General features: G+C 65.4%; 9 protein-coding genes. 4 read left to right on the top strand and 5 right to left on the bottom strand.

The genetic code is table 11. From position 1 onward, the window contains the following. Window positions 1-35 precede the first annotated feature (35 nt). Window positions 36-350 carry a PepSY domain-containing protein gene (locus ACYPYD_RS10570; protein ID WP_008828763.1) on the bottom strand — a complete coding sequence of 105 codons (315 nt, stop codon included), beginning with the start codon at window positions 348-350 and terminating at the stop codon, window positions 36-38. 130 nt (window positions 351-480) lie between these two features. On the opposite strand from ACYPYD_RS10570, the gene ACYPYD_RS10565 reads away from it, so the two are divergent. Next, a complete protein-coding gene (locus tag ACYPYD_RS10565; RefSeq protein ID WP_459663061.1) occupies window positions 481-1,155 on the top strand; it encodes a winged helix-turn-helix domain-containing protein in 675 nt (224 codons plus the stop codon). Continuing rightward, window positions 1,145-2,533 (top strand): sensor histidine kinase, encoded by a 1,389-nt coding sequence (locus ACYPYD_RS10560; protein ID WP_459663060.1) that lies wholly within the window; start codon window positions 1,145-1,147, stop codon window positions 2,531-2,533. The genes ACYPYD_RS10565 and ACYPYD_RS10560 overlap by 11 nt, the downstream gene beginning before the upstream one ends. Before the next feature lie 23 nt (window positions 2,534-2,556). Here ACYPYD_RS10560 and ACYPYD_RS10555 read toward each other — a convergent pair whose 3' ends face one another. Continuing rightward, complete coding sequence (locus tag ACYPYD_RS10555; RefSeq protein ID WP_459663058.1) at window positions 2,557-4,674, bottom strand: TonB-dependent siderophore receptor; 2,118 nt, start codon at window positions 4,672-4,674, stop codon at window positions 2,557-2,559. 384 nt (window positions 4,675-5,058) lie between these two features. On the opposite strand from ACYPYD_RS10555, the gene ACYPYD_RS10550 reads away from it, so the two are divergent. Both ACYPYD_RS10550 and ACYPYD_RS10545 read left to right on the top strand, forming a co-directional pair. Next, entirely contained in the window at window positions 5,059-7,161 is a 2,103-nt protein-coding gene (locus tag ACYPYD_RS10550) for a TonB-dependent siderophore receptor (protein ID WP_459663056.1), read from the top strand. A gap of 118 nt (window positions 7,162-7,279) precedes the next feature. Further along, the gene (locus ACYPYD_RS10545) at window positions 7,280-7,885 is read left to right on the top strand and encodes a hypothetical protein (protein ID WP_459663055.1); all 606 of its coding nucleotides are present in this window, start codon (window positions 7,280-7,282) and stop codon (window positions 7,883-7,885) included. 82 nt (window positions 7,886-7,967) lie between these two features. On the opposite strand, the gene ACYPYD_RS10540 is transcribed toward ACYPYD_RS10545, so the two are convergent. From ACYPYD_RS10540 to ACYPYD_RS10530, 3 genes are read right to left on the bottom strand one after another with little or no spacing between them, the layout of a single operon-like run. Next, window positions 7,968-11,072, bottom strand: coding sequence for an efflux RND transporter permease subunit (locus ACYPYD_RS10540; protein WP_459663053.1), 3,105 nt, complete (start codon window positions 11,070-11,072; stop codon window positions 7,968-7,970). Continuing rightward, window positions 11,069-12,259, bottom strand: a complete 1,191-nt coding sequence (locus tag ACYPYD_RS10535; RefSeq protein ID WP_459663052.1) for an efflux RND transporter periplasmic adaptor subunit — start codon at window positions 12,257-12,259, stop codon at window positions 11,069-11,071. The genes ACYPYD_RS10540 and ACYPYD_RS10535 overlap by 4 nt, the downstream gene beginning before the upstream one ends. Continuing rightward, window positions 12,256-13,773 (bottom strand): efflux transporter outer membrane subunit, encoded by a 1,518-nt coding sequence (locus ACYPYD_RS10530; RefSeq protein WP_459663050.1) that lies wholly within the window; start codon window positions 13,771-13,773, stop codon window positions 12,256-12,258. Before ACYPYD_RS10530 ends, ACYPYD_RS10535 begins: the two co-directional genes overlap by 4 nt. Between the last annotated feature and the right edge of the window lie 12 nt (window positions 13,774-13,785).

Here is a 13,785-nt window from a genome sequence, read left to right as displayed (position 1 = left end):
CGGGGCGGTTGCGCAACCGCCCCGTCGCAGGTGTATCAGTCCGGGTTCTTGCCTTCGGCGGCATTCTCGAGGATCGCGCCGGTCTTGGCATCGACGCCCACTTCGAATGGCTTGCCGTGGCTGGTGATGTCGAAGGAATAGCGCAGGCCGCTGCCGCCCTTTTCCTTCTCCAGTTCCTGGTCCGTGATCGTGCCGGGCCGTGCCTTCAGCGCGGCGATGCGCGCCGATGCGAGAGTGACCTTGGCCTGGGCGGCGTATTCCCCGCCTTTCAGCGCGGCGGGCTTGGCCGACGCAACCGAAGATCCGGCACCCACCAGGGCAAGTGCGACGATGATGCTGGAAGTTTTCATCATGGCATCCTTAAGAGCGGGACTGCTCTATGACGCGAACATAAACAACTGAACCTTTGCCCAAGATGATTGAAACATTGTTTTTTGCCAACTTGCAGATGCATCCGATGCGAGCGAAAAAGGACACGGCATGAAAATCCTGCTTCTCGAGGACGACGACGCGACCAAGGCGCACCTCGAGCGCGTGTTGAGCGCGGCCGGACATGTCGTGGATGTCTGCTCCACCGGACAGGACGCGATCTTCCTGGGTTCGACCGGCGATCATGCCGTGCTGATCCTCGACCGCATGGTGCCGGGGCTCGACGGGCTAGGGGCGCTCAAGGCCTTGCGGGCGATGGGCGTACGAAGTCCGGCGCTGTTCCTGACCGCGATGAACGGGGTGGAGGACCGGGTCGAGGGCCTGGAAGCCGGGGCCGACGATCACCTTGCCAAGCCTTTCGCGGCCAGCGAACTGCTCGCCCGGGTGAATGCGCTCGCGCGGCGGCCGCCGATCGTCGAACTGCAGACCTTGCTGCGGATAGACGATCTTGAACTTGACCGGGTGAAGCGGACGGTGATGCGCGGTGGCCAGCGTATCGACCTGCAGCAGCAGGAACTGAAGTTGCTGGAATACCTGATGCTCCACGCGGGCGAAGTGGTCACGCGGGCCATGCTGCTGGAAAACGTCTGGTCGTTCCACTTCGACCCCAAGACCAACGTGATCGAGAGCCACATGAGCCGGTTGCGCGCGAAAGTGGATCGCGGCTTCGGCAAGGAACTGATCCAGACCTTGCGCGGCGCGGGGTATCGAATCGATGCTGCCTGAGCACCGGCCTGAGCGCCGGGCTTCTGGGCCGATCCGCAGCGCGGCCTTCCGTTTCGCGCTGCTTCTCGCCGGGGTCTTCGCCATCGGTGCGGCCGCGCTGCTGATCGTCGTCGAAGAGCAGATCGGGCGCTATGCCACCGAAGCGACGAACGGCGGCCTGCAGGCGGAGATGAGCGTGCTTCAGGGCGAATACGCGCAACTCGGGCAATCCGGCCTGACCGACGCGATGGCCCGTCACGCAGGCGTTCGTCCCGAGGCACCCTATCGCTACCTGCTGCTCGATGTCGCAGGCCGCCGCCTGTTCGGCGATCTTCCGGCGACGGCGATGACGGAGGGCTGGAGCACGGTGAACGTGATAGAGCCCGAGCCGGGCCAGCAAGGCATGCGCCGGGAAAGCATGACTACGCTCGGCGCGCGTCTGCCGGACGGGTTGCGGCTGGTCGTGGCCAGCGACAACTACGACGTGCAGATGCTGCGCCACCGGCTCGGCCGCTTCACCCTGCTCAGCGGGATCGGCATCACGCTCTTCGCACTGCTGGGCGGATATCTCACCGGGAGGCTCTTCTTGCGTCGTCTCGACCGGGTAAACGGCGCGGTCGATCGCATCGTCGAGGGGGACCGAGCGGAGCGGCTGCCGATGATCGGCCTAGGCCCGGAATTCGACGAACTGGCGCGGAACCTGAATCGGATGCTTGATCGCAACGCGGCGGCGATGGAGGCACTGCGGCAGGTTTCGAACGACATCGCGCATGATTTGCGCACGCCGCTCAGTCGCCTGCACCAGCGGCTTGAGCAGATGCAGGACAGCCCCGAGATCGAACCGGCGATGATCGACGACGCCCTTGAACAGACGTCCGGTATCCTCGCGACCTTTCAGGCGCTGCTGCGGATCGGCGCGCTCGAAGGTGGGGTCGGGCGCCGGCGCTTCACGCAGGTAGATCTCAGCGAACTGATGGACCGCGTCCATCAGGCTTATGCCCCGGTGGCCGAGGATGCCGAGCACATCTATCTCGCCGACCACGCACCGGGCATCGTCGTGGACGGCGACGGGGAACTGCTGGCGCAGCTCTTCACCAACCTGGTGGAGAACGCCATCGTCCACACGCCGGCGGGAACGACGATCACGTCCCGGCTCTTCGTGGAAAATGGGGGCATCGTGGCCGAGGTGTCCGATACCGGGCAAGGTATCCCGGTGTCGGAGCGCGCCAACGTCTTCCGGCGGTTCTATCGCCTCGATGCCAGCCGCCATACCGAGGGTTCGGGGCTCGGCCTGGCGCTGGTGGCGGCGATCGCGGCCCTGCACGATGCAGTCTGCACGATCCCCGGGAATGCCTCGGGCCTGACGGTCAGAATTGCCTTTCCGCCCGGCCCTTCCTGACGGCCCGTTCCCCGTTTGCCTGCTTACGGAAACTGAGTGGAAAGGCTCAGCTTGACCGTCGCCGGCAGGCCCTGCGCGAGAAGACTTGATCCGGTCGATGCCCAGTAGCGCTTGCCGGTGACGTTCTCGCCGTAGATGCGCGCCGTGGTGCGGTTGCCCAGAAGGTCGAACGTGTAGCTGGCGCCAAGGTCGAACGTCTCGTAGCCCGGGACGAAGCCCTGGTTGAGCGCGTTGACGGCCCTGCGGCCGACATGGAACATGCCCGCCGAGACCCGCAAGCCCTCGACCACCGGAACGCGGTATTCCAGGAACAACGATCCGGAATATTTCGACACGTTCTCGATCAGCTTGCCGACCACGGTGGCGTTGCCGGACTTCTGCATGGCATCGAGATACATGGCGCTGGCGGCGATCGACAGGTTGGGCACGACTTCGCCGACCAGGCTGAATTCGGCGCCTTCGTACGCGGCCTCGGCATCCTGGACGAAGACGTTCGCGCTGTTGAGATAGGCCGAGGGCCGCTTGATGTGGAAGTAGGCGCCGGTCGCGAGGAGGCCGCGGACCGGTTCGATCTTGATGCCGACTTCCTTCTGCTTGCTGATCGCGGCCGGCAGGATCTCGCCCGCATTGTTCGCGATCTGCTGGGCGATCGGGCCGGGTTCGAGCCCTTCGATGTAGTTGGCGTAGATGTTGGCCCAGCTGACCGGCTTCACCATGACGCCGTAAGTCCAGGTGCCCGGCTTGATCTTGTAGCTAGTGGTACGGCTGACGTCGCTGTAGTCGGTCTTGCGATAGCCGACGGTCGCCTGCAGCCAGTCGCCGAGGGAAGCCCGATCGAAGATATAGAGCCCGAGGTCTTCGACGCGCGAGGGGTTGGCGATGATCCGGGGCGGGGTCGGCTGGCGCGGGATCACTACCGGATCATAGAGGTTCTGCGCGAAGCTATAGCGCACGGCGGTCGGCACGTTGCTGTCGCGGGTGTAGAAAGACACGCCGAGCAGCAGGTTGTGCTCGATCGGTCCGGTGCGGAACTTGCCGGACAGGTCGCCGCGATAGATCACGTTCCTGTAGTCGTTGCCGTCCGTCATGGCGACCGTGACGGTCCCGTCGCCGGTCGCCAGATTGTAGCCGCCGAACGAGGAATAGGCCCGCCCCCGGGTGAGGTAGGACTGCCCGATCGCGGCGGAGATGCGCCAGTCGGGCGTCAGCTCGTAGTTCACGCGGGCCAGCAGGTTGGTTTCCCAGCCGCGCCCCTGCATCCAGGCCGCGCCGAGGTTCTTCGACGGCGACTGCAGCGGCGGTATCGCGATGACGCCGTTCACCGCAGCCGGCAGGCTGAATTCGGTCGGCTCGGTGACGGACTTGTAATTGTATTCGGCGTCGAGGAGGATTTCGAGCCCGTCGGCTGGGCGCCAGTCGAACGACCCTGAGGCAAAGCGGCGAATGCCCTCGCTGCGCTTGAGGCCGGTCTCGATGATCGAGGTTCCGGCGTTCACGCGTAGGCCCGCCGAGCCGAAGCTGCGCCCGATGTCGAAGCCCGCGCCGACCGATCCGTTGCTGTCGCCCTGAACATCGAAGCGGGTCACAGGCGCGGCGGTCGGCCGCTCGGTCACCAGGTTGACGATGCCGGACGGCGTTGCGAACCCGTAGTAGAGCCCCGCCGCGCCCTTGAGCACCTCGATGCGATCCTTGCTCTCGATAGGCTGCTCGATCAGGTTGACGATCGGCAGCACGCCGTTCCAGCGCACGTTGGTGAAGTTGTTCAGGACGATCCCGCGAATGGCGAGGTTGCTGTAGATCGCGGTGTTGATCTGCGCCTGGGTGACGCCCGGCGTATTGCGGACGGCGTCGATCAGCCCGCGCGCCTGCTGCGCCTCAAGAAGGTCCTTGGTCATGACCGCGATCGTCAGCGGCGTATCGCGAAGGAGCGAATCGCGGAACGTGCCCGCTTGTACGTAGTCGGCGCTGAAGGTGTCCCGTCGGTCGGCCGTCACCACGATCTCATCCGCGCGGACGGGAGCATTCTCGTCGGCGGCCTGAGCCGCGGCAGCGATCGGCAGCAAAGCCGTTATGCTTGCGGCCGCAAGACCCATCCTGTGAAAGGCGTTCGACGAGAGGGCATGAATGCGCGGCGCGGCCAAAGTGTATCTCCCTGCAATATGCGATTGCGCCCCATTGAAGTAGTTGAGACGCATTTGCAATAAGCGAGAAATATTTCGCCTGGGGGATCGTCTCGCCCCCTTTCCGGAGCTCGTCGATCGTTCCGGGGGCAGCACAGAAACGATCTGGAAGCCGCCGCAAACGCTCCGTGCGTGTCCAAACATTACCGAAAATCAATTTGCGATTGATAGTGATTATTGATAGCCGAACGGCCGTCGCTAAGAGGGCCTGCTCTAGATCATAAGATGGCATTGCAAGGGCGGCGGAGAGGCGGGTTCGTCAACGCCGGAGTAAGTCTCATTCGCCAGTCAGTGTTTTCGCCGTGGCTCGTTGCCGCCAGTATCACCGCATGCCCGGCTTCCGCCATGGCCCAGACGGTGAACGGCGAACCTGTCGCCGGACAGGACATCATCGTCACTGCGCGCGCCGCACCCGTGGCGATTGGCGCCGACGACCGTTACCAGCCGACGCCCGACGCCTCGACCTTGCGCAGTTCGCTGCCGCCACTCGACGTACCGCAGGTCGTCAACATCGTCTCGGCGCAAGTGCTGCGCGACCAGAAGCCGCGCTATCTCGATGATGCACTTTCCAACGTCAGCGGGATCACGCAGGGCAATACGCTTGCGGGCACGCAGGACACGATCATGAAACGCGGCTTCGGCGGCAATCGCGACGGTTCGATCCAGCACAACGGCATGCCGCTGGTGCAGGGGCGCGGGTTCAACGCGGCGGCGCAGAGCGTCGAAGTGCTCAAGGGGCCGTCATCGCTGCTCTACGGCATCATGGATCCGGGCGGGGTCATCAACGTCGTCAGCAAGAAGCCGCAGTTGAACGCGCGAACCGTGGTGTCCCTGACGGGGTCGACTTATGCGAATGCCCGCAACGGCTACGGCGCGACGCTCGACACGACCGGTCCGATCGGCGGCACGGGTCTCGCCTATCGACTGATCGTCGATCACGTGAACGAGGATTACTGGCGCAATTTCGGCAAGCGCCGGGAAACGCTGATCGCGCCGTCGCTGGCCTATTACGGCGCCACCACGCAAGTCGTGCTCTGGTACGAATATAGGGATTTCCTGGCGCCGTTCGATCGCGGAACTGCGCTCGATCCGGCGACGCTCAAGCCTCTGGACATTCCGCGCACCCGGCGGCTGGACGAGCCGTTCAACGCGATGAACGGCCAGAGCCACCTCGCGCAGATGTCGGCCGACCAGCAACTGGGCGGCGGCTGGGCCGCGCATCTCAGCCTCAGCTACAACGAGGAAACCTACGACGCGAACCAGTTGCGCGTGAATGGCGTCAATACCGCGCGTGGGACTCTGCTGCGCAGCAACGACGCCACGCACGGCGCGCTCAGCACGGACTATTACGGCACCGCCTATATCGACGGCAGCGTGAACCTGTTGGGCATGCGCCACGATCTGCAGGTCGGGGTAGAGGCGGAATCGCGCAAGATCTACCGCAAAGACCTGCTGCGCCAGGCGACGACCAGCACGTTCAGCTACCTGAACCCGGTCTACGGTCTGGAACAGCCGTCGAGCACGGTGTCCGCCAGCGACAGCGAGCAGACAGACAAGCTGCGCAATTATTCGGCCTTCCTGCAGGATACGTTGCACCTCACCGATCGTCTTATCGTGGTGGGCGGCGCACGCGTCCTGCACTGGAGCCAGATCGCTGGACGCGGGCGGCCCTTCAAGCAGAACACCGACACGAACGATACCGTGGTGCTGCCACGCGCAGGGCTGGTCTACAAGTGGACGCCGACCTTCTCGCTCTACGGCAGCTATTCCCAGTCGCTCAAGCCGGCCTCCACCATCGCCCCGCTGTCTGCGGGCGTTGTGCTCGATTCCGGCTTTGCGCCGGAGCGTGCGCGCTCGTGGGAAGTGGGCGTGAAGATCGACATTCCCGGCCGTATCACCGGCACCCTCGCACTGTTCGACATCCACAAGCGCAACGTGCTGGTCTCGCAGTTCAACGACCAGACCAAGCAGACCGACTACCGCACTGCAGGCGCCGCGCGTGCACGCGGCGTCGAATTGGACCTTGCAGGGCAGATCCTGCCGCAACTGAGCGCGATCGGCAGCTTCGCTTACCTCGATGGCAAGACCACGGAGGATCCTGTTTTCGCCGGCAATCTGCTGTGGAACGCGGCGAAGTACACCGCATCGCTTTCGGGGGTCTACGACTTCGGCGAGATCGTCGGCAACGACCGGTTGCGAGTGGGCGGTGGCCCTCACTACGTCGGCAGGCGGGCGGGCGATTCCGCCAACAGCTTCTTCCTGCCGAGCTATGTGACGGCAGATGGCTTCATCACGTATGATACGCAGATCGCCGGACACAAGCTGGGGCTGCAGTTCAACGTGAAGAACATCTTCGACAAGACCTATTACCCTTCGGCGGTGAACAGCTACTTCGTGTCGATCGGCGATACCCGCCGCTTCTCGCTTGCCGCCTCGCTGGAATTCTAAGGGTCTGACGATGACGAAACTTCGCTATGGGCTGACCGCATTGGCCCTGACGCTGGCAGCGTTCTGCGCGTCCGGGACCGCCATGGCGGCTTCGGGCACCAAGCCTCGCGACGTGGTCATGCTGGTGCAGCAGGGCGGCCCCAGCATTGCCATCGACGAGAAGGTGCGCGCGCATCTGGCGGAAAAAGGCTATGCGGTCCGCTTCGAGAACCAGGACGCCGATCCCGCGACCGCGCGTGGTGCCGCGCTGGTCATCGTGTCATCCACGGTGTCCTCCAAAGACGTGAAGTCGGGCTGGCGCCAGCTTGCGGTGCCGCTGCTCAGCTGGGAGAACGACATCCTCGACGATCTCGCGATGACCGGAAAGCGGCACGACGTTGATTTCGGGGAGGCCGACAAGGAGCGTTATCTGTGGATCGTCAACGCGCCGCAGCCGATGGCGGCGGGCCTGCCGGCCGGGGTCGCCAACGTTTATGTCAAGCAGGCCGGCATGAGCTGGGGTAAGCCCGGCCTTGGCGCGACAACGATCGCCACGATCTACGGCCAGCCCGAGAAGGCGGCGATCTTCGGTTATGAGAAGGGCGCGACGATGGATTACGAAGCGATCGCACCCGCGCGCCGTGTGATGATGTTCTTGGGCAACGACACGTTCGCGAATCTCTCGCCGGTGGGACTGCGCCTGTTCGACGCCGCGGTCGAATGGGCGGCCGGAGGAACGCGCTGACGGTGCCGGATAGGCTAACCTATTGATGCAAAAAGGCCTGCGGGGACGAACTGTCCTCGCGGGCCTTTTTCTTTCGGCGCGATCAGGCCTGAGCGGGTGCGCCTTCCCCCTGCTTGCGCGCGCGCCACTGGCGGCCGGATACCCGCAGTCGCTCGAACCACAGGAAGATCACCGGCGTGGTGAACAGCGTGAGTACCTGCGACACGATCAGCCCGCCGACGATGGCGATGCCCAGCGGCTGACGCAGCTCCGCCCCGGCGCCGGAACCGATCGCCAGCGGCACCGCGCCGAGCAGCGCGGCAAGCGTGGTCATCAGGATCGGGCGGAACCGCAGCAGGCAGGCTTCGCGGATCGCGTCGAACGCGGCCAGTCCGCGCTCGCGCTGGGCGTGGAGGGCGAAGTCGATCATCATGATGGCGTTCTTCTTGACGATGCCGATCAGCAGCAGGATGCCGATGATCCCCATGATCGACAGGTCCTTGCCCGCCAGCATCAGCGCCAGCAAGGCGCCCAGACCCGCAGAGGGCAGGGTGGAGATGATCGTCAGCGGATGGATCGCGCTTTCGTAGAGCACGCCCAGCACGATGTAGATCGTCACGATGGCGGCGAGGATGAGGAAAGGCTGCGTGCTGAGCGAAGCCTGGAACGCCTGCGCCGCGCCCTGGAACGAGCCTTTCACGGTGGCGGGCATCCCGGCGCTCTGCTCGGCGTTCTGGATCGCTGTGACCGCCGTGCCCAGCGCCACGCCGGGCGCCAGGTTGAACGAGAGCGTTACGGCGGGGAACGGCCCCTGGTGCGCGATCGTCACCGGCGCCACGCCTTGCTTCACGCGCACCAGAGAGCTGAGCGGCACCAGCGCCTGCGTGGTGCTGGAGCGTACGTGGAGGTGGGTGAGGGCATCGGCGTCCAGCTGGAAGCGGGGATCGACTTCCTCGATCACGTAGTACTGGCTCAGCGGGTCGAATATCGTCGCGACCTGCCGCTGGCCGAAGGCGTCGTAGAGCGTGTTGTCGATATCCTGCGCCTGCACGCCGAGCCGTGACGCGGTGGTCCGGTCGATCTCCAGCGTCATGCTCGTCGAGGATGCCTGCTTGTCGGATGACACATCCTGCAGTTCGGGCAAGGTTTTGAACTTGTCCTGCAGGATCGTCGCCCACTTGTAGAGTTCGGGCAGGTTCCCGTCCTGCAGGGTGTACTGGTACTGGGCGAGACGGCTGCGCGCGCCGATCTGGATGTCCTGGCGAACCTGCAGGCCTTGCGTGACGCCCGGAATCTCGGCGATCTTCTTACCGAGGCGGACCAGGATCTCGTCCGCCGTCACCGAGCGCTGGTCGAGCGGCTTGAGGTTGAGGATCATGCGCCCGTCGCTCATCGTCGGATTGGGGCCGGCCCAATAATCGACCGTATCGACGTCGGGATCGGCCATGGTGACCTTGGCGACCGCGTTCAGCCGCTTGGAAATGTCTTCATAGGAAATATCCGGTGCACCGCGAATGGTGCCGATCACGAAGCTCGTATCGACCTGCGGGAAGAACCCCTTGGGCAGCGTGACGTAAAGGCCCCCGGTGAGTGCCACGGTGGCAACAAAGCTGAGCACCGTCAGTCGCTGGTGCCGCAGCGCGACGTCGAGCAGCCGCTCGTAGCCGTCGTTGAGCGCGGTCAGCCAGCGTTCGGACCAGCGATGGAAGCGGCCGTGCCTGCGCCCTTTCTCGTCCCGGATCAGCCAGCCGCACAGCATCGGCGTGACCGTCAGCGAGACGATTCCCGATGCGATCAGCGCGACCGTGATGGTGACGGCGAATTCGCGGAACAGTCGGCCGATCATCCCGCCCATGGCGAGGATCGGGATGAACACCGCAATCAGCGACACCGTCATCGAGATGATCGTGAAGCCGACCTCGCGCGAGCCTAGCAGCGCCGCCTCCATCGGCGACTTGCCCTCCTCGATATGGCGCATGATGTTCTCGATGACGACGATGGCGTCGTCCACCACGAAGCCGACGGCGATCGTCAGTCCCATCAGCGACAGGTTGTCGAGGCTGTAGCCCAGCGCATACATCACCGCGAACGTGGCGATGAGCGACAGCGGGATGGTGAGGCTGGGGATCAGCGTCGCCCAGAAGTTGCGCAGAAATACCAGGATCACCATCACCACCAGCGCGATCGTGATCATCAGCGTCAGTTGCACGTCGTTCACCGATCCGGTGATCGTCTGCGTGCGGTCGGCCACTACGGCAAGATGGACAGAAGGGGGGAGCGAGGCTTCCAGCGCAGGCAGCTTGTCCTTGATGCCCTTCAAGGTGCTCATGACGTTGGAGCCGGGGCTCTGCGCGATGTCGACGATGATCGCGCGCTTGCCCTGGAACCATGCGGCCTGATGGACGTCCTCGGGGGCGTTCTCGACGGTGGCCACGTCCGTTAGGTGGATGGGGGCACCGTTGCGATAGGCGACGACGACGTTACGATAAGCCTTGGCGTCCATGAGCTGGTCTGTGGCACTAAGCACGACCGACTGGTGAAGGCCGTTGAGCGTGCCTTTGGGCGCATTCACCGTTGATGTGCCGATGACCGTGCGGACGTCCTCCAGCGTCAGATCGAGGCCCGTCAGGCGGTCGGGATCGACGCGGACGCGCACGGCCGGGCGCAGCTGGCCGTGGTAGTCGACAAGGCCGACGCCGGGCAGCTGCGAGATGGGCTGGGCGATGTAGTTCTCGGCATAGCGGTCCACTTCGGTCAGCGGCAGCGTGTCGGAGGTCAGCGCCAGCGAGTAGATCGACGCACCCGCCGGATTGACCTTGTGATAGGTCGGCGGGTTGGGCATGTTCTTGGGCAGCAGGCCTGCCGCCGCGTTGATCTGGGTCTGGACGTCCACGGCGGCGCCGTCGATGTTGCGGTTGAGGTCGAACTGCAACGTGATCTGCGTCTGCCCGAGCGAGCTGGACGAGGTCATTTGCGTGACGCCGGGAATGTTTGTGAGCGTGCGCTCGAGCGGCGTGGCCACCGAAGTCGCCATCGTATCGGCGCTGGCACCCGGCAGGCTGGCCGAAATCGAGATCGTCGGATACTCGACCTGCGGCATCGAGGAGATCGGCAGGGACAGGTAGGCGACCAGGCCCAGCAGGACTACGCCGATCGCCAGCAGGCACGTGCCGACCCGGCGATTGATGAAGGCGGCGGAAAGGCTCATTGTGCCTGCTCCGCTGCAGATTGCGCTGACGATTGGGCCTTGACGGGTGCTCCTGCGGACAGGCGCGACTGGCCCGAGACCACGATTTTCTCCCCGGGTTTCAGGCCCGAGAGGATTTCGGTGAAGCCATCGACGGCGGGGCCTGCCTTGACGTTGCGGACCTCGGCGGTGCCGTCGCTCTTGACGGCATAGACGTAGCGGCCGGTCTCGCTGGTTTGGACGGCCTGGCTGGGCACCACCGCCACCCCGCGGTCGGTACGGACGAGCACGCGCGCGGAGACGAATTCTCCCGGCCACAGTGCCCGGTCGCCGTTGCCGAACTCGGCGCGGAGCTGGAACTGTCCGTTCGTCTGGTCGACGTTGCTTCCCACGAACAGGAGCCGCCCATCGACGATGTGGCTGGCGCCGTCCCGCGAATAGACCGACACCGGAAGCGCACCGCTGCGCTGGCCGGTGAGCACTTCTCCCAGCGAATCCTGGGGCAGGGTGAAGAGCACGGAGATCGGCGCCATCTGCGTCACCGTGACCACACCGGTCGTATCACTGGCGTGGACCATGCTGCCCTGATTGACCTGTCGCAGGCCGACACGCCCCGCGATCGGCGCGACGATCCCGGCGAATTCGACATTGAGCCGGGCAGCGGCGATCGCGGCATCGTCCGCAGCGACGGTGGCCTGGAGCGCTGCGGCCTGCGCCTTGGCGGCATCGTAGTTTTGCGTGGTGCCCGCTCCGGCCTGTGACAGGGCACCGGTGCGCGACACTTCCTGCCGGGCATTGACGAGCTGCGCCATATCCCGAGCCCGCGCGGCCTGCGCTTGTGCGAGCACGGCCTGATACGGCCGGGGATCGATCTGCGCGAGCAGGCGGCCTGCCTGTACCTCGTCGCCCTCGTTGAAGGCCAGGCGCATGATCTGGCCGTCCACCCGCGCCTTGACGTCCACCACCTTCAACGGGGCGACGCTGCCGATCCCGGAAATCCAGATCGGCATGTCGCGCGTCGTGACGATGCCGGTGACGACCGGTATCGGCTTGGCGGAGGCATCGGCCTTGGCGGTGCCCGACTGGCCGCTGTCGTAGACGGCGAAACCGGCGATGGTCGCCACGGCAAGCATGGACAATCCCGCCAGCTTCCAATGCAGCGGCAGGCGTGGCCGATCCTGATGAGGGGCGTGTTCGGTTTCGTTCACCGGGATTTTTCCTGAGATTGAAGCGGAGCGGAGCGTGACGTGGGCGCCGCCGCGAACTGAAGGTCGGCCCGGCCGAAGCCGCCGCCGAGCGCCCGGCACAGGCTGACGATCGCCTGCAGGTGCGTCAGCCGGGTCTGGGCGAGGGAATCGCGCGCCTGATACAGCGTCTGCTGCGTCGTCAGCACGCTGAGGTAATCGGCGCTGCCGAGACGATACTGGGTCATCGCAAGGGCGGCGGCGCGTTGCGCGGAAGTGGCGCCGCCTTCCTGAAGGGCTTCCTGCGCACGCGCATTGGCGATCGCGCCAAGCGCATCCTCGACTTCCTGATAAGCGGTGAGAACCGTCTGCCGGTACGTGGCGACAAGCTCGACCTGCCTCGCGCGGCTGACCTTGAGCTGGCCGCCGAGACGCCCGCCGTCGAACAACGGGGCGAGCAATCCGGCCGCGGCATCGGCGATGGCGACCGGCGGGAAGATGCTTCCGGTGCCCGCTGCGCGCAGGCCGCCGCTGGCGGAAAGCGACAGGCTTGGAAAGAACGCCGCACGTGCCGCGCCGATATCGAAATTGGCGGAGACGAGGCGGGCTTCGGCAGCCTGCACGTCGGGGCGCAGCGCCATCAGTTGCGGCGGCAGGTCTGGGGATATGGCAGGGCGCAGCACATCGTCGAGAGAGGCTCCCTCGACGGTAAAGCCTTCCGGCGGTCGGCCGGTCAGCACCGCAAGGGCGTCCTGCGCTACCTTCAGTTGCTGTACCAGTGCCGGGACGGCGGCGTCGAGCCCGGCGATCGAGGTTTCCTGCTGGCGCAGTTGCAGGTCCGTCGCCGTCCCGGCCGACCGCTGGGCCTGTATGAGAGCGAGCACCTTGCGGGCATCGTCCGCCTGTTGCCGCGCTATGCCAAGCCTTTCGCGAAGCGACAGGACAGTGAAGTATTCGTCTGCGACCGAGGCGGACAGCGTCATCGCGACCGTCCCCGCATCGAAGGCGCTGGCCCGGGCGAGCGCGACCCCGGAACCCGCCGCCGCGCGGTTTTTGCCCCAGAAATCGAGTTCGTAGCTGGCCTGCGCCAGCACGTTTCGCGTCGGGCTTGAAGTCGAGCCGGAAGATGCACCGGCAGTCCCGCTGAGCGAAAGCGACGGCGCAAGCGGCGCGGCGGCGATCCGTGCGGAGCCTTCCGCCTGACGGACCCGGGCGACCGCGGCCTGCAGGGTGAAACTGTCGGACAGGCTGCGCTCCATGAGCCGGTCCAGTTCCGGGCTCGCGAAGTGCCGCCACCAGTCGCTGCGCACGGTAGCCGGCGGCTCTCCCTGAAGTGCTGGCTGAGCGGCCTGCGTATCCCACGCACCGACGGGGGCGATCGAGGGGCGGTGATAGGCGGGCGTCAGCGAACAGCCGCCGAGCGAGGCGGCCAGCGCAACGGCCAGAGCAAGAGGCGCGTGGCTCCGCCCCGCTGGTTTCAGCGGATCGCGGCGTGGCCCGATGCGGGCGGTATCGAGGTTATGATGCTGCACCGGCACCGGGTAGCGGGC

The organism is Novosphingobium sp. 11B (assembly GCF_054589055.1).
The sequence above is the reverse complement of the archived record's forward strand: the minus strand, read 5'-3'. Positions and strand labels throughout refer to the sequence as shown.

Excerpts from the sequence above, each read along its gene's own strand:
- ACYPYD_RS10570 (WP_008828763.1), bottom strand. The coding sequence starts at position 350 with ATGAAAACTTCCAGCATCATCGTCGCACTTGCCCTGGTGGGTGCCGGA.
- ACYPYD_RS10565 (WP_459663061.1), top strand. The coding sequence starts at position 481 with ATGAAAATCCTGCTTCTCGAGGACGACGACGCGACCAAGGCGCACCTC.
- ACYPYD_RS10560 (WP_459663060.1), top strand. The coding sequence starts at position 1,145 with ATGCTGCCTGAGCACCGGCCTGAGCGCCGGGCTTCTGGGCCGATCCGC.
- ACYPYD_RS10550 (WP_459663056.1), top strand. The coding sequence starts at position 5,059 with ATGGCCCAGACGGTGAACGGCGAACCTGTCGCCGGACAGGACATCATC.
- ACYPYD_RS10545 (WP_459663055.1), top strand. The coding sequence starts at position 7,280 with ATGCTGGTGCAGCAGGGCGGCCCCAGCATTGCCATCGACGAGAAGGTG.
- ACYPYD_RS10540 (WP_459663053.1), bottom strand. The coding sequence starts at position 11,072 with ATGAGCCTTTCCGCCGCCTTCATCAATCGCCGGGTCGGCACGTGCCTG.